20 protein-coding genes and 1 riboswitch are annotated in these 20,200 nt (G+C 66.4%); of the genes, 10 read left to right on the forward strand and 10 right to left on the reverse strand.

What is annotated here, in order from left to right; translation table 11 throughout:
* Nucleotides 1-5: 5 nt before the first annotated feature.
* Entirely contained in the window at nt 6-314 is a 309-nt protein-coding gene (locus tag AABM56_RS11990) for a PepSY domain-containing protein (protein WP_133860637.1), read from the reverse strand.
* A gap of 74 nt (nt 315-388) precedes the next feature.
* Nucleotides 389-646: a DUF3253 domain-containing protein gene (locus AABM56_RS11995; protein WP_133860638.1), complete on the reverse strand. Its 258-nt coding sequence runs from the start codon at nt 644-646 to the stop codon at nt 389-391.
* Between the two features lie 99 nt (nt 647-745).
* Here AABM56_RS11995 and AABM56_RS12000 point away from each other — a divergent pair, with 99 nt between their 5' ends.
* The 4 genes from AABM56_RS12000 to AABM56_RS12015 all read left to right on the forward strand — a co-directional run bounded on the left by AABM56_RS12000 (nt 746) and on the right by AABM56_RS12015 (nt 4,642).
* Entirely contained in the window at nt 746-1,843 is a 1,098-nt protein-coding gene (locus AABM56_RS12000; protein ID WP_158896646.1) for a DNA topoisomerase IB, read from the forward strand.
* A gap of 266 nt (nt 1,844-2,109) precedes the next feature.
* A complete protein-coding gene (gene aztA / locus AABM56_RS12005) occupies nt 2,110-2,844 on the forward strand; it encodes a zinc ABC transporter ATP-binding protein AztA (RefSeq protein WP_133860640.1) in 735 nt (244 codons plus the stop codon).
* Nucleotides 2,841-3,710, forward strand: a complete 870-nt coding sequence (locus AABM56_RS12010; protein ID WP_133860641.1) for a metal ABC transporter permease — start codon at nt 2,841-2,843, stop codon at nt 3,708-3,710. The genes aztA and AABM56_RS12010 overlap by 4 nt, the downstream gene beginning before the upstream one ends.
* Nucleotides 3,711-3,721: 11 nt before the next feature.
* The gene (locus AABM56_RS12015; protein ID WP_263259666.1) at nt 3,722-4,642 is read left to right on the forward strand and encodes a metal ABC transporter substrate-binding protein; all 921 of its coding nucleotides are present in this window, start codon (nt 3,722-3,724) and stop codon (nt 4,640-4,642) included.
* A 129-nt stretch (nt 4,643-4,771) separates the two neighbouring features.
* Here the strand turns inward: AABM56_RS12015 and AABM56_RS12020 are convergent, their stop codons facing one another.
* The 4 genes from AABM56_RS12020 to cobW all read right to left on the reverse strand — a co-directional run bounded on the left by AABM56_RS12020 (nt 4,772) and on the right by cobW (nt 11,290).
* Nucleotides 4,772-5,326 carry a VWA domain-containing protein gene (locus tag AABM56_RS12020; protein ID WP_133860643.1) on the reverse strand — a complete coding sequence of 185 codons (555 nt, stop codon included), beginning with the start codon at nt 5,324-5,326 and terminating at the stop codon, nt 4,772-4,774.
* A gap of 110 nt (nt 5,327-5,436) precedes the next feature.
* A complete protein-coding gene (locus AABM56_RS12025; protein ID WP_347883274.1) occupies nt 5,437-6,480 on the reverse strand; it encodes an AAA family ATPase in 1,044 nt (347 codons plus the stop codon).
* Nucleotide 6,481: 1 nt separating this feature from the next.
* Nucleotides 6,482-10,231 carry a cobaltochelatase subunit CobN gene (gene cobN / locus AABM56_RS12030; protein ID WP_133860645.1) on the reverse strand — a complete coding sequence of 1,250 codons (3,750 nt, stop codon included), beginning with the start codon at nt 10,229-10,231 and terminating at the stop codon, nt 6,482-6,484.
* A 6-nt stretch (nt 10,232-10,237) separates the two neighbouring features.
* Nucleotides 10,238-11,290 (reverse strand): cobalamin biosynthesis protein CobW, encoded by a 1,053-nt coding sequence (cobW, locus tag AABM56_RS12035; protein ID WP_347883275.1) that lies wholly within the window; start codon nt 11,288-11,290, stop codon nt 10,238-10,240.
* A gap of 102 nt (nt 11,291-11,392) precedes the next feature.
* Nucleotides 11,393-11,576, reverse strand: a riboswitch (cobalamin riboswitch).
* Between the two features lie 255 nt (nt 11,577-11,831).
* Here cobW and AABM56_RS12040 point away from each other — a divergent pair.
* Nucleotides 11,832-12,206: a cobalamin biosynthesis protein gene (locus AABM56_RS12040; protein ID WP_133860647.1), complete on the forward strand. Its 375-nt coding sequence runs from the start codon at nt 11,832-11,834 to the stop codon at nt 12,204-12,206.
* Here the strand turns inward: AABM56_RS12040 and AABM56_RS12045 are convergent.
* The 3 genes from AABM56_RS12045 to AABM56_RS12055 form a co-directional block, all read right to left on the reverse strand.
* Nucleotides 12,197-12,925 (reverse strand): ScpA family protein, encoded by a 729-nt coding sequence (locus tag AABM56_RS12045; RefSeq protein WP_166655900.1) that lies wholly within the window; start codon nt 12,923-12,925, stop codon nt 12,197-12,199. The two genes, AABM56_RS12040 and AABM56_RS12045, sit on opposite strands and share 10 nt — an antisense overlap.
* Nucleotides 12,926-13,035: 110 nt before the next feature.
* Complete coding sequence (locus AABM56_RS12050) at nt 13,036-13,665, reverse strand: L-threonylcarbamoyladenylate synthase (protein WP_133860649.1); 630 nt, start codon at nt 13,663-13,665, stop codon at nt 13,036-13,038.
* Nucleotides 13,662-14,534: a PHP domain-containing protein gene (locus tag AABM56_RS12055; protein WP_133860650.1), complete on the reverse strand. Its 873-nt coding sequence runs from the start codon at nt 14,532-14,534 to the stop codon at nt 13,662-13,664. Before AABM56_RS12055 ends, AABM56_RS12050 begins: the two co-directional genes overlap by 4 nt.
* A gap of 60 nt (nt 14,535-14,594) precedes the next feature.
* Between AABM56_RS12055 and AABM56_RS12060 the strand changes: the two genes are divergently transcribed.
* The 4 genes from AABM56_RS12060 to AABM56_RS12075 all read left to right on the forward strand — a co-directional run bounded on the left by AABM56_RS12060 (nt 14,595) and on the right by AABM56_RS12075 (nt 18,024).
* On the forward strand, nt 14,595-15,179 hold the full coding sequence (locus AABM56_RS12060; protein ID WP_133860651.1) for a septation protein A: 585 nt from the start codon (nt 14,595-14,597) through the stop codon (nt 15,177-15,179).
* Between the two features lie 4 nt (nt 15,180-15,183).
* The gene (locus tag AABM56_RS12065; RefSeq protein WP_133860652.1) at nt 15,184-15,861 is read left to right on the forward strand and encodes a response regulator transcription factor; all 678 of its coding nucleotides are present in this window, start codon (nt 15,184-15,186) and stop codon (nt 15,859-15,861) included.
* A gap of 111 nt (nt 15,862-15,972) precedes the next feature.
* Nucleotides 15,973-16,407, forward strand: a complete 435-nt coding sequence (locus tag AABM56_RS12070) for a Spy/CpxP family protein refolding chaperone (protein WP_187979372.1) — start codon at nt 15,973-15,975, stop codon at nt 16,405-16,407.
* A 243-nt stretch (nt 16,408-16,650) separates the two neighbouring features.
* Nucleotides 16,651-18,024: a HAMP domain-containing sensor histidine kinase gene (locus tag AABM56_RS12075; RefSeq protein ID WP_133860654.1), complete on the forward strand. Its 1,374-nt coding sequence runs from the start codon at nt 16,651-16,653 to the stop codon at nt 18,022-18,024.
* Here the strand turns inward: AABM56_RS12075 and AABM56_RS12080 are convergent.
* Nucleotides 17,999-18,565, reverse strand: a complete 567-nt coding sequence (locus AABM56_RS12080) for a nitroreductase (RefSeq protein ID WP_133860655.1) — start codon at nt 18,563-18,565, stop codon at nt 17,999-18,001. The genes AABM56_RS12075 and AABM56_RS12080 overlap by 26 nt on opposite strands.
* Before the next feature lie 200 nt (nt 18,566-18,765).
* On the opposite strand from AABM56_RS12080, the gene AABM56_RS12085 reads away from it, so the two are divergent.
* A complete protein-coding gene (locus tag AABM56_RS12085; RefSeq protein WP_133860656.1) occupies nt 18,766-20,148 on the forward strand; it encodes an adenylate/guanylate cyclase domain-containing protein in 1,383 nt (460 codons plus the stop codon).
* Nucleotides 20,149-20,200 lie beyond the last annotated feature (52 nt).

Consider the following 20,200-nt stretch of genomic DNA (forward strand, 5'->3'; position numbering starts at 1 on the left):
GACGGTCAGTCGTCGCGCTGGTCTTTCAGGACTTCGCCAGTGGTGGCGTCGAGTTCCAGATCCCATTTCACACCTTTGGGGTCACGCAGTTCCAGTTGGTAGATGTAGCGGCCGTACTCTTCTTCCAGTTCGGTCTCGTGGGTCGTCGAGCCCGGATGCTTGGCGATGGCGGCCTGGTTGAGCACCTCGAAGCTCTTGATCTTGCCGCTGTCACGCAGCTTGAGGGCTTCGTCGGGGCCGAGATCCCTGGCCTGGGCGGCGCCCATGCCGGTAAGCAGGAGGGCGGCAGTCGCAAGGGCGGTAAGCTTTTTCATGGTGATTCTCTCTGGTTGCTGTTTGATCTGGGTCCAGAGTAGCGATCCGCCATTAATCGAAACTTAAACGCCGATTAAGCCAGGCTTAAACGGATCGGGCCACGCCAGGGTGCTTCGGCATCCAGGGCTTCGCCCTTCTGCGTCACCTGCAGCCGGCCCTCGCGAGCCAGCTCACGCGCCATAGCGCGCAGGGGCTCCATCAACGGCCGCCAGTCCGCAGCCAGGTCGCGCGCCACCTCCGACGGACAAAAGGTCGTCCCCGGACGGCGCGCCTCTGCCTTGGCCAGCAAGGCGTTGCGCAATTGTGCGTCGGTCGGCTTGAGCGCTGTCATGAGAACCCGGTCCCTGCTCCTGGAGTCCACCGTTTCGACCAGGAAATTGTCGGTGCAGTCATGACCTCTCGCTCGAAAGTCTCGAAAGTCTCGAAAGTAATGCAACGCCTCGCCCAGACTGACCTGCCCATCCCCGCCGATGAGCGTGACGACACCGGTACCGCCCTCTGCACGCCCTTGCCGCCCGACCTCAATTATGTCGATGACTGCCAGGCGGGCCTGAGCCGACGCAAGCTGCGCGGCAAATGGGCTTATTTCACCCCCGACGGCGAACGCATCCGCGATCAGGCGGAAGTCGAGCGCATCAACAAGCTGGCCATCCCGCCGGCCTATACCGATGTCTGGATCTGCCCGGACGCCAATGGCCATCTGCAGGCCACCGGACGCGACGCCCGCGGCCGCAAGCAGTACCGCTACCACCCGCGCTGGCGCGAGATCCGCGATACCGACAAGTACGAGCGGATGCTGGCGTTCGGGCAGGCCCTGCCCAAGTTGCGGCAGCGGGTGGAAGAGGATCTCGCCCGGCGCGGCCTGTGTCGGGAAAAGGTCATGGCCACGGTCATCAGCCTGCTCGATGCGACCCTGATCCGGGTCGGCAACGCCCAGTACGCCAAGAGCAACAAGTCCTATGGCCTCACCACCCTGCGCAACCGACATGCCGAGGTGCATGGCAACACCATAGCCTTCCACTTCCGCGGCAAGAGCGGGGTGGAGCATGACATCAAGGTCAGCGATCCACGGCTGGCGCGTACCGTAAAGAAGTGCCTCGAGCTGCCAGGTCAGCACCTCTTTCAATATGTAGATGGGGACGGCGATCGCCATACCGTTACCTCGTCCGACGTGAACGCCTACCTGCATGAACTCACGGGCGCCGACTTCACTGCCAAGGACTACCGCACCTGGGCCGGCAGTGCCCTGGCGCTGGAAGCCCTGCGCGAGTTGCGGTGTGAAACCCAGACCGATGCCAAGAAGGAGCTGGTGGACATGGTCAAGGCGGTATCCCGCACCCTGGGCAACACCCCGGCGGTCTGCCGCAAGTGCTATATCCATCCGGGCGTGCTGGATGCCTTCCTCGCCGGCGACCTCTGCACCTTGCCCAAACCGCGCAAGCGCAAGGGGCTCAAGGAGGAAGAGGTGCTGCTACTCAACTTCCTGCAACGGCTGGAACAGCGGATGGCGGAGACCCAGGCGGCCTGACCAAGTCGCACGCTACCCTGCCCCCTGCGTGGGGCGGGGAGCATTCTGCGCCAGGCGCCAGTCATGCTCGCCTGGCGTGCCTCCTCCCCGACGCCCAGATGACGACCTGCATTTGTTATGTTATAACTTTTGCACGTCATCCAAGGCTCCGTCATGGCATCCCCTCGCGCTTCCCTTCTCCTCCTTTCCGTGCCCGTTCGGCTGTCGCTCGCCGCCATCCCATTGGTCGCGCTTTGGCTGGCGGTACTCTGGGCGGTCGCCCTGCCATGAGCGCCGCCATCGAACTTCAGGACCTGACCCTGGCCTATCAGCGGCATCCGGCCATCCATCATCTCAGTGGTCGCTTCCGGACCGGCAGTCTGACAGCCATCGTCGGTCCCAACGGGGCGGGCAAGTCCACCCTTCTCAAGGCCATTGCCGGCACCCTGAGACCGGTCAGTGGTCGTGTGGACCGGGCCGTGCCCCAGCGCCGGCTGGGCTATCTGCCGCAAGCCGCGGAGATCGACCGCAGCTTTCCCTTGAGCGTGCTGGAAACCGTGATACTGGGCGCCTGGCGCGGCTTGGGCGTCTGGCGCGGGGTCACCGTCGCCCATCGCGAGGAAGCGTCCCGGGCGTTGCAGGCGGTCGGCCTCGAAGGCCTCGAGGATCGCCTGGTCGGCGCCCTGTCCTCCGGGCAATTCCAGCGAGTGCTGTTCGCCCGGCTGCTGTTGCAGGATGCGCCCGTGCTGCTGCTGGACGAGCCCTTCACCGCCATCGATGCCCGCACCACCGCGGACCTGCTGACCATCGTCCGTCGCTGGCATGGTCAGGGTCGCACGGTGATCGCCGTGCTGCACGACCTGGAGCAGGTCCGCCAGCACTTCCCCGAGACCCTGTTGCTGGCTCGGGAAGCCATCGCCTGGGGCGCCACCGATCAGGTGCTGGTCAGCGAGCATCTGGCCCGCGCGCGAAATCTCGCCGAGCACTGGGACGCCAATGCGGCGGTCTGTGAGCGCGCATGACCCTCTATCAACTCCTGTTCGAACCCTTCGTCGAATTCGGCTTCATGCGTCGCGCCCTGGTGGCCTGCCTGGCCCTGGCACTGGGCGCCGGTCCGGTGGGCGTCCTGCTGATGCTCAGGCGCATGAGTCTGGTGGGCGATGCCATGAGTCACGCCGTGCTACCAGGCGCGGCCCTGGGCTTCATGGTCGCCGGCCTGTCGCTACCGGCCATGGGCATCGGCGGGATGCTTGCCGGACTCTTGGTGGCCGGACTCGCCGGCCTGGTCAGCCGCTTTACCAGCCAGCGTGAAGATGCCAGTTTCGCCAGCTTCTATCTGATCTCCCTGGCCGCCGGGGTGCTGATCGTGTCGCTGCACGGCTCCAGTGTGGATCTGCTGCATGTGCTGTTCGGCACCATCCTGGCGATCGACGCCACGGCGCTCTATCTGGTCGCCGGCATCGCCACCCTGTCGCTGGTGGTGCTGGCGGTGATCTACCGACCGCTGGCGCTGGAGTGCTTCGATCCGGGCTTCCTGCGCGCCGTAGGCGGGCGCGGCTCGCTCTATCACCTGCTGTTCCTGCTGCTGGTGGTGCTCAACCTGGTCGCCGGTTTCCAGGCGCTGGGTACGCTGATGGCGGTGGGCCTGATGATGCTGCCGGCCACCGCTGCGCGCTTCTGGGCCAACAGCCTGCCCGGACTGATGGCGGTGGCCAGCCTGATCGCCAGTCTCAGTGGCCTGGTCGGCCTGGTGCTGTCCTACCACCTGGGCTGCGCCTCCGGTCCGGCCATCGTCCTGACCGCGGGCGGCGGCTACCTCCTCTCCCTGCTGTTCGGTCGCCTGGGTCTCTACCGGCGGCTGCGCCCTCGCCCTCACCTCACCCACTGAAAGGAGTCACCATGAAATCCCTGTTTTCCCTGGGCGCCGCCCTGCTGCTCGCCGCTGCCGGCCAAGCCCAGGCCGCACCGGTCAAGGCTGTCGCCACCTTTACCGTGATCGCGGACGTGGTCAAACAGGTCGGTGGCGACCAGGTGCAGGTTTCCTCCCTGGTCGGTCCCAATGGCGATCCCCATGCCTACGAACCGACGCCTACCGATGCCCAGGAGCTGAAACAGGCCGATGTGGTGTTCATGAGTGGTCTGCATCTGGAAGGCTGGATGGATCGCCTGATCAAGGCCTCCGGCCAGGCGCGCCCGCCGGTGGTGCTCAGCGAAGGGATCAAGACCCGGGAGCTGGCGGACGACGAGGATGAACAGGGCCACGCCGACCACGATCACGACCATGGCGGTATTGATCCCCATGTGTGGAACAACCCGCTCAACGTGGTCGTCTACACCCGCAATGTGGTGAAGGCGCTGTCCGCGGTGGATCCGGCGCAGGCTGCCACCTTCAAGGCCAACGGTGATCGCTACATCGCCGAACTGGAAGCCCTGGATCGCTATGCCCGCGAACAGATCGGTCAGGTCCCCCAGGCGAAGCGCAAGGTGCTGACCTCCCACGATGCCTTTGGCTACTTCGCCGACGCCTATGGCGTGACCTTCATCTCGCCGCTGGGTCTGTCGACCGAGGCCGAAGCCTCCGCCCAGGATGTCGCCACGCTGATCCGCCAGATCAAGCAGGAGCATGTCGCCACCTACTTCTTCGAGAACTCCAACGATCCGCGCCTGGTGCAGCAGATCGCCAAGGCCAGCGGCGCCCAGCCGGGTGGCGAGCTGTACGTCGAGGCGCTATCGTCGGCAGACGGCCCCGCTGCGACCTATGCGGCCATGTTCCGCTACAACGTGGATACCCTGGTCGAGGCCATGAAGGGCGCGCATTGAGGTTCAAGGTCCTCTGGTAGGTTGGCGCTGAGCAGAGCGAAGCCCAACAGCTTGAGGCTCGAATTCCTCAATGTTGGGCTTCGACGATGGGGCCGTCTCAGCCCAACCTACGCCAGAAAGGCTGGAGGGCTAGACCACCGGCACCTCTTCCAGGTGCCGGTATTCTGCACCCAGGCGCCGGGCGAGTTCCTCGGCGCGTCCCAGGCGCAGCGGTCCCAGTTCGATATCCAGCACCTGGACAGGGCAATCCGGCGCTGTCAGCCCTTCCAGGTCACGCAAGCGTCCATCAGTGACCAGCAGCAGCTGGCACTCCTCGCCAGGATGCTGCCGCCGACGACTTCGCAGCCATTGCTGAGCTTCCGCCAGGCCTGCCCGCAAGGGCGTTCCGCCTCCCGCTCCCAGCTGCTCCAGCCAGGCCAGCAAGGCTCGACCGCAGCGCTGGCCCTGGAACGACCACTCGGGTCGCTCCCCTGCCGCCTGCAGGACCGCGACCCTGACGCGTTGGCGATAGGCCTGCTCGAACCAATCGGCCAGCAGGCCCTTGGCCTGGGCCAGGGCGCCGTGGCGGCGGGTGGACGCGGAGTGATCGACGATCACCAGCCAGAGTTGCGCCGGGCGCTGCCGGCGCGGTTGCCGCAAGAGATCGTCAGCGCGACGCGGACGCCGCCGGAGCAGCGTCGGCACCCAGGCGATGGGGCCTGCCGTACCCGGCGAACGGGCGCCCTGACGCCCGCCCAGGGCCTTGCCCGTCCCGCTTCGGGCATCACGATCCGGGGCATGAGGTGATCGGACGCCTAGGGCTTTTTTGCCGCGCCCAAGCGGCGTCTGGGGCCCGTCGCGGTGGGCTCCGGCGCCAGGGCACCCCAGCTATCGCCCTCACCCGCCGCGGGCTCGGCATCACCCTGTCGCTGTTGATCGCCAGGCTCCTGCTCCGGAGTATCAGCAGCTGAATTACCCTTTAGGGGTGGTATTACTGCTGGAGTGTCCGCTAACTCGCGGCGCCGATGGCGTAGGGCGAATTCGGCCACGGCGGCGATATCGGGGTTTTCGATCGCCGGCGCGCCGCGCCAGGCGGCATAGGCGCGAGCCGCGCGCAACCAGACCAGATCGGCGCGCAGGCCGTCCACCCCGGCCTGGTGGCAGCCTGCGGTGATGGCTTCCAGCGCGGCATCGTCCAGCGGGATGTCCGCCAGCCGCGCCCGGGCCGCGGCGCAGCGCTGCCGCAGTTCCGCCTGCGCCGGCTCCCACTGGGCATTGAAGGCTAGCGGATCGCTGTCGAAGGCCAGGCGGCGGCGCAGGATCTCGGCCCGCTCCCGGGGTGCCGGCCGACTGTCCAGCGCCAGGGCGAAGCCAAAGCGATCCAGCAGCTGCGGACGCAACTCGCCCTCCTCCGGATTCATGGTGCCTACCAGCAGAAAGCGCGCGGCGTGCTCGTGGGAAATGCCGTCGCGCTCCACCCGGTTGACCCCACTGGCCGCCACGTCCAGCAGCAGATCCACCAGGTGATCCGGCAGCAGATTGACCTCGTCGACATAAAGTACGCCGCCATCGGCAGCCGCCAGCACGCCTGGCGCGAAGCGGGCCCGCCCCTCGCCGAGGGCCACATCCAGATCCAGCGTGCCGACGATGCGTTCCTCGCTGGCACCCAGCGGCAAGGTCACGAAGGGACCGCCTCCAAGCAGATCGGCGAGGCCCCGTGCCAGGGTCGACTTCGCCATGCCCCGGGGACCTTCGATCAATACGCCGCCAATACGGGGATCGATGGCATTGAGACACAGCGCCAGTTTCAGGGACTCGGCGCCAACCACGGCGGCCAGCGGAAAGACGGGAGCGGTCATCTCAGGCTTCATCCATATCCATCAGGAGCTGTTCAAGGGCTTCACGGTAGTCGCCTGGCTCCCGCCAGAGGCCGCGTTGCTGGGCTTCCAGCAGCCGCTCGGTCATGTCGCGCAGCGCCTCGGGGTTGTGGCGTTCGACGAAGTCGCGGGTATCGGCATCGAGCAGGTAGGCATCGGCCAGTTGCCGGTATTGATGATCCTCGACCAGCTCGGTGGTGGCGCCGAAGCCGAACAGATAGTCCACGGTGGCGGCCATCTCGAAGGCGCCCTTGTAGCCGTGGCGCTTCATGCCGGCGATCCACTTGGGATTGGCCGCCCGGGAGCGCACCACGCGGCCCAGTTCTTCCCTGAGGGTACGGATCCTGGGGAGATCGGCCTGGGCATGGTCACCGAAGTAGCTGGCACGCCGCTGGCCGCTCAGGGTCTCGGCAGCGGCCAGCATGCCGCCCTGGAACTGGTAATAGTCGTTGGAATCGAGCAGGTCGTGCTCACGGTTGTCCTGGTTCTGCAGTACGGCCTGCAGGCGACCCAGGCGGCGCGAGAAGTCGTCACGGGCAGCGGTGCCGTCATCCTCGGCGCCATAGGCGTAGCCGCCCCAGTTGAGATAGGCGGTGGCCAGTTCGCTACGGTCCTGCCACTGTCGCTCTTCCACCGCGCCCTGGACGCCGGCGCCATAGGCGCCGGGCTGGGCGCCGAAGATGCGCCAGCCGGCCTGACGCCGCGCGAGGTCAACAGCGGTACCGGCGGCTTCCAGCGCAGCGCGCTCGCGGCGCACCTGGGCGGCCAGGGGGTTGAGGTCGTCCGGCTCGTCCAGTGCGGCGACCGCCTGGACGGCGGCATCGAACAGCCTGACCAGCCCACCGAAGGCATCGCGGAAGAAGCCGGAGATGCGCAGGGTGACATCCACCCGCGGACGATCCAGCAGCGACAGCGGCAGGATCTCGAAGTCCTCGACCCGGGCACTTCCGGTCTGCCATACCGGGCGTACACCCAGCAGGGCCATCGCCTGGGCGATGTCGTCGCCGCCGGTCCTCATGGTCGCCGTGCCCCAGACCGAGAGACCCAACTGACGCAGGTGATCGCCCTCCTCCTGCAGATGACGCTCCAAGAGCAGGTTGGCCGACTGCCAGCCGAGCCGCCAGGCGGTCATGCTCGGCAGGTTGCGCACGTCCACCGAAAAGAAGTTGCGCCCGGTGGGCAGCACGTCCAGCCGCCCGCGACTCGGCGCGCCGCTGGGGCCGGCGGGAACGAAACGCCCCTCCAGTGCCCTCAGCAGGCCGCCGATTTCAGCGGGACCGCAGCTGTCCAGGGCCGGCGCGACCTGACCGACCAGGTGTTCCAGCACCGGGCGGGTGGCAGGCAATTCGTCCAGCGCCAACGGCAGCGGCTCGGCATCGACGGTCGCGGCAACCAGGGCCAGGGCCAGGAGCTCCAGCCGCTCCCGGGTATCGCCCAGGGTGCGCCAGGGTTCGCTCGACAGCCCCTCCAGGCACGCCGGACGCGGCCCCTGCCAGGACTCGCCGAGGTCAGCGGCCAGGGGATCGAACCCCAGCTGCAGGTCCTTGGCCAGCACTCGCAGCAGGCTGGCATTGGCGCCCTGGGCATCGCCCCGGGGAATGCGCAGCAAGGCCACCAGGGTATCGCGACGCAGCTGGCCGGTCGGGGATTCACCGAACACATGCAGGCCGTCGCGGATCTGGGACTCCTTGAGGTCGCACAGGTAGGCGTCCAGCTGCGGTAGCCAGCTGTCCGGATCGTCGGTGATCACCAGCCCCAGCTCGCGATCCAGGGCGGTTTCGCGGACCAGCTGCAGGATCTCGCCGCGCAATTCGGTGGCGCGTCGGAGGTCCAGCAGGCTGGCGTCATAGTATTCGTCGGCCAGGCGTTCCAGGTCGCGCAGCGGTCCGTAGCTCTCCGCGCGAGTCAGCGGCGGCATCAGGTGGTCGATGATCACCGCCTGGGTGCGCCGCTTGGCCTGGGCACCCTCCCCCGGATCGTTGACGATGAAGGGATAGACGTTGGGCAGCGGTCCGAGGATGGCGTCCGGCCAACACTCCGCCGACAGCCCGACGCCCTTGCCCGGCAACCACTCCAGATTGCCGTGCTTGCCCAGATGCACCACGGCCTGGGCGCCATAGGCCTCGCGCAGCCAGAAGTAGAAGGCCAGGTAGCCATGGGGCGGCACCAGCGCAGGATCGTGATAGACCGCGGCCGGATCGACGTCGTAGCCGCGCGCCGGCTGGATGCCAACGAAGGTCAGGCCGAAGCGCACCCCGGCCACCATGAGCCGACCCCGACGGTGCATGGGATCGGCCTCGGGCCCGCCCCAGCGCTCGGTCACCGCCTGCTGCAGGCTGAGGGGCAACTGGGCGAATAGCGACTGGTAGTCCTGCAGCGCCAGACTCTGCAAGGCCGGGCGCAGATCGCGCAGGGCGCTGTCGTTAGTCACCCCACCGAGCAGGCGCTCGATCAGGGCGGTACCGCTTTCAGGCAGATTGGCCACCGGGTAGCCGGCCGTCTGCAGCGCCTGCAGCACCTTGAGCGCCGCCGCCGGGGTATCCAGACCGACGCCATTGCCGATACGGCCGTCGCGGGTCGGATAGTTGGCCAGGACCAGGGCGATGCGCTTGTCCGCGGCAGGCCGCTGCGCCAGTTCGATCCAGCTGCGCGCCAGCCGCGCGACGAAGGCCATGCGCTCGCCATCGGCCTGGTAGTTGACCACGTCGCTCTGGCTGCGCTCGCAGCGCCAGGCCAGGCCCTTGAAACTGATCGGCCGAGTGATGATGCGCCCGTCCAGCTCCGGCAGGGCGATGTGCATGGCCAGGTCGCGGGCGCCCAGCCCCTGAGGGTTCTCTTGCCAGCGCTCGCGATTGTCCTGGGCGCAGATGGCCTGGAGTACCGGTACCGGCCGACGGAACGGCGTCAGAGTCGGCCGTTCCGGGCTGGATTGGGCAAAACCTGTGGTATTGAGGATCAGCGCCGTAGCGGTCTCGTCCAGCAGCCGTTCCACCTCTTCCAGGCAGGCCGACTCCTTGAGACTGGCCACGGCGATGGGCAGCGGATTCAGCCCCTGAGCTTCCAGCTGCTGGCAGAAGACATCGACGAAGGCGGTGTTGGCCGACTGCAGGTGGGTGCGATAGAACAGTAGCGTCGCGGTGGGCCAGTCCGGTCGCCAGCGCTGACGCCAGCCATCCAGACCCAGGGCGTCTGGGTGATAGACGGCCACCCGCGGCAATTCCCGCGGCGGCTGGTAGGTGTACCGGGCATCCAGGCACTCGCTGGCCAGGCAATGCAGGAAATCCCGGGCATTGCCCAGGCCGCCCTGGCGCAGATAGCGCCACAACCGTTCGGCCAGCTCGGGCGCCACCGTACCCAGGGCCATCAGTTCCGGGTCGGGCCGGTCGCAACCGGGTACCGCGATCAGGGTCAGCCCCCGCTCGGCCAGCTCGGCCAGCCGCTCCATGCCATAGCGCCAGTAACCCTGGCCGCCATGCAGGGAGATGAACACCACCCGCGCCTGGCTCAGCACCTCGTCGACGTAGAGATCCACCGAGGCGTGGTTCTGCAGCTGCATTGGATTGGCCAGCCGCAGACTGGGATAGCGCTCGTCCAGGCTACGGGTCGCCTCGGCCAGCAGCGCCAGGTGCGAATCGCCACTGCAGAGCACGACGATCTCGCCCGGCGTCTGCGCCAAATGGGCGATGCCATCGTCCGGGACGAAACCGCCCGGCTGGGTACGCAGCAGATGCATCCGGGGTCAGGCCACCGCGGCGCGCAACTGGGCGGTGATGGCCGCCTGGTCCAGCTCTTGACCGATCAGCACCAGTTGGGTGCTGCGGGTCTCACCGGTCTTCCAGGCACGGTCGAAATGCTTGTCGAAGCGGGTGCCCACGCCCTGCACCAGCAGCCGCAGCGGCTTGCCGGCGATGGCGGCGAAGCCCTTCACCCGCAGGACGCCATGACTCTTGACCACCTCGGTCAGCGCCGCCAGCAGGGTCGCTTCCGCCACCTCGGGCAACTCGACGCCAAAGGAGTCGAATTCGTCGTGGTCATGGTCTTCATGACCTTCGAGGTCATGGTGGGTCGGACGGCTGTCGATATGGGCCTCGGACTCGGCCTGCAGGCCCAGCAGCACCGACAGGGGCAACACGCCACGACTGGCTTCCACCACCTTGACCGCCGGCGGCAACTCTTCGCTCACCTCGGCGCGGACCCGGGCCAGGGCCTCGGCGTCCAGGCCGTCGGCCTTGTTGAGGATCACCAGGTCGGCACTGGCGAGCTGATCTTCGAACAACTCGTGCAGCGGCGATTCATGGTCGAGGTTGGGGTCCTGCCGACGCTGGGCATCCACCTGCTCCGGATGGGCGGCGAAGGTGCCGGCCGCCACCGCCGGGCTGTCGACCACGGTGATCACCGCATCCACGGTGCAGGCGGTGCGGATCTCCGGCCACTGGAAGGCCTGCACCAGGGGCTTGGGCAGAGCCAGGCCGCTGGTTTCGATGAGGATGTGGTCGATGTCGCCCCGCCGCGCCACCAGCTCCTTCATCACCGGAAAGAATTCTTCCTGCACGGTGCAGCACAGGCAGCCATTGGCCAATTCGAAGACGCGGCTCTGAGCCTCTTCCTCGCTACAGCCGATGCTGCACTGGCGAAGAATCTCGCCGTCGATGCCCAGCTCGCCGAATTCGTTGACGATCACCGCGATGCGCCGGCCTTCAGCATGGTCGAGCATGTGCCGCAGCAGGGTGGTCTTGCCGGAACCGAGGAAGCCGGTAACGATGGTGACGGGAGTCTTGGCCAGGGTTTTCATGGGCTGCCCTTAGAGAAAAAGCGAAAAAAGACGGGCAGGCATGCCGGACGCCCGCGTGACGGCGAGGCCCTGGTGGCAGCCCGGATCACCCCGCCCGGTTGCATGTTCGAAACGTGACGAGGCAGGTCTCCTGGCTCGCGGCGCCCGGCTCCGGCCTTCCCGCGTGAGCAGTGGCCTGGTGGAGTGGCTGAAGATGCCGCTTACAGTTGCGGGGGCAGCCGCGGTATCGCACCGCGTTCCCTTTCAAGCTCTTGCCGACAAGAGCACCTCGGAACGCGACAGGCTACGAGCGCCCCGCCAGGGTGTCAATCCGCCAGGCTTGACCGGCGGACGAGGCGCGTGGTCTGCTCGAAGCGGTCGCCAAGGGCGAGCCACCGCCTGCCTTCCTCCCCTCAAGACCTGCCATGATCGCCATTACGCGCCCCTTCGCTACCTTGAGCCAGACCGATACTTCGGCGTGGCGCCCGTTCGTCCTTCGCCCGCTGTGCTGTTCAGGCTCTGGACTGGACTGCCACGCTTCGTCCAAGGACCTTCAAGGCTGATGGGCCTGGTTCTCGGCCTCGGCTGCCGTCAGGACTGTTCGCTGGACGAACTCGCCGAGCTGGCGCTCGGGGTCTTGCAGGAAGCCCAGTGCGATCGCACTGCGCTGACCGCACTGGCTACCGTTGCGAGTCGACTCGAAGAACGCGGACTGCGCGCCCTCGCCCAGCGCTGGCAGCTGCCTCTGCACGGCTTCACCGCCGAGCGTCTGGCGCAAGAGCGCGGCATAACTGCCGCCAGCGATCTGGTGTTGCAGTACACCGGCAGCCCCAGCGTGGCTGAAGCCGCGGCCCTGGCTGCAGCGGGTGAAGGTGCCCGGTTGTTGGTGAGCAAGCGCAAGAGCGCGGCGGCAACGGCAGCCTTGGCCTACGCCTGAGACGCCTCTTCCCCGTCGGCGTCCCTGACCCGGGCGCGGACATGGATGGGGCTGAAGGGCTCGTTCTGCACCAGTTCCACCAGGGATTCCTTGACCAGTTCGAGAATGGCCATGAAGGTCACCACCACGCCGAGCCGGCCTTCATCCAGGGTGAACAGCGCCACGAAGGGCACGAAGGCACCCTCCTTGAGGCGCTCCAGCACCTGGCTCATGCGCTCGCGGGTGGACAGCACCTCGCGGGTCACCTGGTGGCTCTCGAACAGGTCGGCGCGGCGCAGGACCTCGCCCATCGCCAGCAGCAACTCGCCCAGGTCCACCTCGGGCAACAGCTTGCGCGCCCGCGCATCCGGCGCCGGCAAGGTGGGCACCACGAAGTTGCGGCCTTCGCGCGGCAGCTCATCGAGATCCTCGGCGACCTTCTTGAAGCGCTCGTATTCCTGCAGGCGGCGGATCAGTTCGGCGCGGGGATCTTCTTCCTCGGCGTCCAGGCCTTCGGCGCGCGGCAGCAGCATGCGCGATTTGATCTCCGCCAGCATGGCGGCCATCAGCAGGTATTCGGCGGCCAGTTCAAGTTGCACCGCCTTCATCAGCTCGACATAGCTCATGTACTGCCGGGTGATCTCGGCGACCGGGATGTCGAGTATGTTGATGTTCTGCTTGCGGATCAGATAGAGCAGCAGGTCGAGCGGTCCCTCGAAGGCTTCGAGAAAGACCTCCAGGGCATCCGGCGGGATATAGAGGTCCTGGGGCAGCTCGGTGAAGGCCTCGCCATAGACCAGCGCCAGGCGCAGCTGCTCGGGTTCGAGCAGCTGGGGGTCCAGGGCTTCGCTCATGCTTCGATCATGAAGGGCGTCGGATCCCCGGCACCGACCCGGATCACTTCCGGCTCGTCGTCGGCCAGGCTGATCACGGTGGACGGCTGCACGCCACCCGGACCGCCTTCGATCACCAGGTCGACGAAATGCTCGAGCCGCTCGCGGATCTCCCATGCATCGCCCAGGGCTTCGTCATCCCCCGGCAGAATCAGGCTCACGCTCATCAAGGGCTCGCCCAGGGCCTCCAGTAGCGCCAGCGTGATGGGATGCTGGGGCACCCGCACGCCGATGGTGCGCCGCTTGGGATGCAGCAGCATGCGCGGCACCTCGCGGGTGGCATTGAGGATGAAGGTGTAGGGCCCGGGGGTATAGGCCTTGAGCAGGCGGAAGGCACTGGTATCCACCTTGGCATAGATGCCCAGCTCGGAAAGATCGCAGCACACCAGGGTGAAGTTGTGCTTGTCGTCGAGCTGGCGGATGCGGCGGATACGCTCCACCGCGCTCTTCTCGCCGATACGGCAGCCCAGCGCATAGGACGAATCGGTGGGATAGGCGATGACACCGCCGGACCGGATGATTTCCACGGCCTGACGAATCAGCCGCGGCTGGGGATTCTGCGGATGAATTTCGATGAACTGGCTCATTGGGGTTCCCGAATCTGAGGGTATAGCGGTTGACTGAAGCGCGCCCACAGGGGCGGCAGATCTTCGGGCAACGGACGGTACATGCCCAGCTCCGACCACTCGGCCGGCGCATGGAAATCGCTGCCCGCACTGACCATCAGACCGAATTCCCGCGCCAGAATTGCCAGGGTGCCGACCTGCTCCGCCGGCTGCACGCCGTTGACCACCTCGATGGCATGGCCGCCGCCGCTGACGAATTCGCCGATCAGCTTGCGCAGCTTGGTGCGGGTGAACCCATAGGCCAGCGGATGCGCCAGGCTGATCCAGGCCTTGGCGCCCTTGAGCGTCGCCAGGGTCTCGGCCAGGGTCGGCCAATGCTGCTTGACGTCGCCGAGCTTGCCGCCGCCGAGCCATTTGCGGAAGGCATCGCCGCGGTCCGCGACATGGCCGGCCTGCACCAGGTATTCGGCGAAATGCGGCCGGGCCGGCGCATTGCGGCTGTCGCCCAGGGCCAGTTGCACCGCGCGAGCCCCTTCCAGAGTGCCGGGCATGCCCTTGGCCGCCAGCCGCCGGTCAATTTCCCGGGCGCGCTCCCAGCGACCTTCGTGCAGCGCTTCCAGGGCGGCATTCAGCTCTGGCGCCTCAGGGGCGAAGTTGTAGCCCAGCACATGCAGCGTGGCGCCGCCCCAGGTACAGGACATCTCGATACCGGGGAGCAGGCGCAGACCCAGTCCGTCCGCGGCTTGCAGGGCTTCGGCGTAGCCGTCCAGGGTGTCGTGATCGGTGATGGCCAGCAGCTGCACCCCGCGCTCATGGGCCCGTCTGACCACCTCGGCGGGCGAGAAGGCGCCGTCCGACGCGGTGGTATGACAGTGCAGGTCGATACGCATGGCTTTCTCCTCCGGCTTCATCAGGTATTATGCCGCGATGCACTGCTATCGGCTGCGTTAATGAAACAATTCATCGATTTCATCCCCCTGCTCCTGTTCTTCCTGGTCTACAAGCTCGATCCGCGTCCGCTGGAATTCGCCGGGCATTCCTTTACCCTGGGCGGCATCTTCAGTGCCACCGCGGTCCTGATCATCGCGTCCCTAGTGGTCTATGGCGCGATCTTCGCGACCCAGCGCCGGCTGGAAAAGAGCCAGTGGCTTACGCTGATCGCCTGTCTGGTGTTTGGCGGCATGACCCTGGCCTTCCATAGCGAGACCTTCCTGAAATGGAAGGCACCGGTGGTGAACTGGCTGTTCGCCGTGGCCTTTCTGGGCAGCCAGTTCATCGGCGACAAGCCGCTGATTCAGCGCATGCTGGGCCACGCGGTGCGTCTGCCGGCGCCGATCTGGACGCGGCTGAACATCGCCTGGATCATCTTCTTCATCGTCTGCGGTTGCGCGAATCTCTATGTGGCCTTCACCTACGAAAGCTTCTGGGTCGACTTCAAGGTCTTCGGCAGCCTGGCGATGACCCTGGTGTTCATGCTCGGCCAGGGCCTCTATCTGGCGCGCCATCTGCAACCCATGGATGAACCGCGAGACTGATCCCATGAGCCAGATACTGCTGATCGACGATGACCAGGAGCTGTGCGAGCTGCTTGGTGCCTGGCTGAAACAGGAAGGCTTCGAAGTCACCGCCTGCCATGCCGGCAGCGATGCCCGCACCCAGTTGCGCGAAGCCACGCCGGACGTGGTGGTACTGGACGTGATGCTGCCGGACGGCAGTGGCCTGGAGCTGCTCAAGCAGTTGCGCAGCGATCATCCGCAACTGCCCGTGCTGATGCTGTCGGGACGTGGCGAGCCGCTGGACCGCATCCTCGGCCTGGAACTGGGCGCCGACGACTATCTGGCCAAACCCTGCGATCCGCGTGAACTCACCGCACGGCTGAGAGCCATCCTCAGGCGCAGCCATCCGGCCCAACCCGCGGCCCGCCTGCAACTGGGCGATCTGTCGCTGAGTCTGGCGCGGGGCGTCGCCAATATCGGCGAAACCGAGATCACCCTAACCCTCACCGAGAGTCGCATTCTCGAAGCCCTGTTGCGCCAGCCGGGCGAACCCCTGGAAAAGCAGGCGCTGGCCCAGGCAGCCCTCGGACGCAAGCTGACGCTCTACGACCGCAGTCTGGACATGCACGTCAGCAATCTGCGCCGCAAACTCGGCAGCCATGCCGACGGTCGCCCGCGCATCCTCGCCCTGCGCGGCCGCGGCTACTACTACAGCGTCTAGCCCTCCGCGCAGCCTTTACCCCCTCTTTACGCCCGCTGACCGCCACTGACTCCCCCGCTCCTAGACTGGGCTCATCCGGTATTGCACCGGTCATCCCAAGGAGATTTCCCGATGCGCAAACTCATGCCCGCCGTGCTGTTCGCTGCCCTGCTGCCGACCCTGACCCTGGCCGCGACCCAGGACAGCGCCGACATCGCCCCGCCGCCCCACGGCAAGCTGATGGACGGTGGTCCGCGTGGCGATGGCCCCCTGCGCGGTCTCAAGCTGACGCCCGAGCAACGCGAGCAGGTCGGCAAGCTGATGGGCGAGGAACGCCAGCAGCAACGCGAGATCGTCAAGAGCTATCTCGACAAGCTGCCCGAAGATCAGCGCAAGGCCCTGCACGATCAGCTGGATGGCAATCGCGACAAGACTCGTCAGTCCATTCGCGCCCTGCTCAAGCCCGATCAGCAGAAGCGCTTCGACGAAATGGAAAAGAAGCGCGAGGATCGCGCCAAGGAGTGGGCGGAATTCCAGCAGTGGAAGCAGGACCACAAGTCCTCGTAATCCCCGATCGCTGCGCCGACGGTCCTCGGCGCGGCGTCTGACCGAGAACCTGCCCAACGTCTCGCGAGCTGGAGACAAACAAGGCCTAGGCGGCCCCACGAAAATGTCTGAGGAAGCGGATCGGACCCGCGCTCGGGTTTACGAGTGGTAAATGAGCATTCGGACGGGGCTGGCCTTCCAGGGCATTTTCAACGCAGTTTGGCCGACGCGCAGCAGACTTTGAGCAGTTTCTAAGGCGACCGCATGGTTTTTCGTTCCCTTTTCTGGCGCATCTTCGCCACCTTCTGGCTGGCCATCCTCTCCGCGGTCGGCCTGACCATGCTGCTCGGCCACCTTGCCGACCAGGACTCCTGGATCCTCGCGCAGCATCCCGGCTTGCGCGACCTTCCCGAACAATGGGTGCAACGCTATGAAAACGACGGTCCCGCCGCCGCCCAGGGCTTGCTCGAACAGCGCAAGGGCCGCTACGGCATCGATGTGCTGGTGCTGGGCGAAAACGGCTCGCCCCTGGTGCGCGGCACCTTGCCACCGCGCATCTTCGACCAGGATCTCGACCAGCCGCAGCATCAGCAGCGTCCCGGCCCTGGCGCCCGCGATCCCAACCGGCCACTGCCCTGGCGACGCCTGACCGACGAATACACCAGTCCGAGCGGCCAGAACTACCTGTTCATCTACCACCTGCCCACACCCGAGCTGGGCGCCTGGCGCCGGCAGAGCCTGTTCTGGCCGGTCGGCATGCTGGCCATCGCCACCGTGGTACTGACCCTGTTCAGCCTGCTGCTGACCCTGAGTCTGACCCGCCCGCTCAATCATCTGCGCCGCGCCGTCCACGATCTCGGCCAGACTGCCTATCAGCAGGACACCCTGGCCCGCCTGGCCCGGCGCAAGGACGAACTGGGCGTGCTGGCCGAGGACTTCAATCGCATGGGCGCCCACCTGCAGCGCCTGATCGACAGCCAGCGGCAGCTGCTGCGCGACGTGTCCCACGAATTGCGTTCACCGCTGGCGCGGCTGCGCATCGCCCTGGCGCTGGCCGAACGCTCCGATCCTCGTGACCTGGGCAACATGTGGCCGCGGCTGACCCTGGAATGCGATCGCCTGGAAACCCTGATCGGCGAGATCCTCGCCCTCGCCCGCCAGGAAGCCGACCCGGGCCCACCCGAGCAACTGGAATTGCATCCACTGCTGGAAGGCCTGGTGGAGGATGCCCAGCTCAGCGCACCCCAGCAGCGCGTGGAACTGGACGTGCCCACCGCCCTGCGGCTGGATGGCTGGCCGGACGTGCTGGAACGCGCGCTGGACAATCTGTTGCGCAATGCGCTGCGCTTCAATCCACCCGCGCAGCCCATTGTCATTTCGGCAACGGCGGCGAAAGGCGAGGTCCGCATCCAGGTGCGCGACCACGGGCCCGGGGTCAAGACAGCCGACCTACCGCGCCTGGGTGAGCCCTTCTTCCGCTCGGATCAACAGCACGCCACTGGCTATGGCCTCGGCCTGGCCATCGCCCGCCGCGCCATCGAGCGCCATGGGGGCGAGTTGCACCTGAGCAATCACCCGGACGGCGGCTTTCTCGCCACCGTCATCCTGCCGCTCAGGCCGGTCCTGGCCAATGGCTGACCTGCGCGCTCAGATCACGCGGCGCCGGGACGCGCGGCGCTACCTCCGGCGTGCCCAGGTAGATGTAGCCCACCAGCTGTTCGTTTTCGGCCAACCCGAGCCCCTGCAGCACCCAGGGGTCGTAGCTGAAGTCACCGGAGCGCCAGACCGCCCCCAGTCCCAGGGCGAAGGCCGCGTTGACCAGGCCGTGGGCAACGCAGCCAGCGGTAATGATCTGCTCCTGGACGGGCACCTTGGGGTGCTCCTGCAGGGTGGCAACGACGGCGATCACCAGGGGGGCTCGCAGTGGCATGCGCCGAGCCTTGTCCAGGGCCGCTGCATCCGCATCGGGCTCGCGACGGCGCAGGGCGTCGGCATAGAGCTCGCCGAGCGCGGTACGGCCCTCGCCGGCCACCAGGATCAGCCGCCAGGGGCGCAGCAGCTTGTGGTCTGGCGCCCGGTCCGCGGCGCGCAGCAGGGTCTCGAGTTGCTCGGGGGTCGGGCCTGGCCCGGTCAGGCGACCGACCGAGGCGCGATTGCAAAGGGCTGCGAGGGCATCCATAGCGTCTCTCCTGTAAAGATGCCGCAGTGTAACCCAGGGATGACTGTCGAATTTGGCTGTCACAGCAGCGGAACGGCCGACAATCTTGGCCCTCGCCGGGGCGGTCGGCTAAGATCGCCAATGCAAGAAAACCCGGCCGCTTTCATCGTCGCGAACGGAGTTATCCCGACCTCTCGCCTTTTTCGAAACGGACCCGACAGATGAAGTTTGCGCTCAACCGGTTCCTCGCAGCGTCCGGTGACAGCCTGGGCGTCTACTACGCCCGGGTATTCGCCTATTTGATTGCCGCCGCCAGCGTCACTGCGGGCTACTACGTCCAGGCCGATGCCGTTGGCCTCTGGCTTATCCCCTATGCCCTGCTCTATCCGCACGTGGCCCAGACCCTGAGCCTCAAGCTCCGGCGCGACCGCGGCGCCCAGACCGATATCCTGCTCGCCGCCATAGACGCCATCCACGTCGGCATGGCCGCGGTGGTGTTGCGCTTCCCGCTGATGCCTACCCTGATGCTGCTGTTCATGCTCGGCTACACCAGCATGCTGCGCGGTGGTCCCCGCCTGCTCGGCCTCTGCCTGCTGTTCGCCACCAGTGCCGCGGCGCTGGGCAGTGCCACCTTCTTTCATGGCGTCGACCTCACCAGTCCGCTGCTGGTGGCGGTCACCAGCGTGGTGGGCACCATGCTGCACCTCTGGGGCACCGGCTACTTCCTGCACCGGCAGCGCAAACGCCTCATCCAGATCAACGACGATCTCAAGCGCGAGCAGGAGAAGTCGGCGATCCTGGCGCACAACCTGGCGAAGTACCTTTCGCCCCAGGTCTGGGAATCCATCTTCACCGGCAAACAGCACATCGCCCTGGGCACCCAGCGCAAGAAGATCACGGTGTTCTTCTCCGACATCAAGGGCTTCACCGAGCTGTCCGAAGAACTCGAGGCCGAAGCCCTCACCGACATGCTCAACAATTACCTCAACGAGATGTCGAAGATCGCCGTGAAGTACGGTGGCACCATCGACAAGTTCGTCGGCGACTGCGTGATGGTGTTTTTTGGCGACGCCAACAGCCAGGGCGCCAAGAAGGATGCCGTGGCCGCGGTCTCCATGGCCATCGCCATGCGCAAGCACATGAAGGTCCTGCGCCAGCAGTGGCGCAGCCAGGGAATCAACAAGCCCCTGGAGATCCGCATGGGCCTGAACACCGGCTACTGCACGGTCGGCAACTTCGGTTCCAGCACGCGCATGGACTACACCATCATCGGTCGCGAAGTGAACCTGGCCAGCCGCCTGGAAAACGCTGCCGACGCCGGCGAGATCCTGATCAGCCACGAGACCTACTCGCTGGTCAAGGAAACCATCATGTGCCGCGACAAGAGCTGGATCACCGTCAAGGGTTTCAGCAAGCCGGTGCAGATCTATCAGGTGGTCGACTTCCGCCGCGACCTGGGCGCCTCCCCCAGCTACGTCGAGCACGAACTGCCGGGCTTCTCCATGTACCTGGACACCAACAACATCCAGAACTACGACAAGGACCGGGTCATTCAGGCGCTGCAACTGGCGGCGGAAAAGCTGAAGGACAAGGTGATCCTCTAGCCCACGCCTTTCCTTCAGGCAGAAAAAAGCCCCGGATCTCCGGGGCTTTTTC

Source organism: Pseudomonas aestiva (assembly GCF_039908605.1).
In the GTDB taxonomy this organism is placed as follows: Bacteria; Pseudomonadota; Gammaproteobacteria; order Pseudomonadales; family Pseudomonadaceae; genus Chryseomonas; species Chryseomonas aestiva.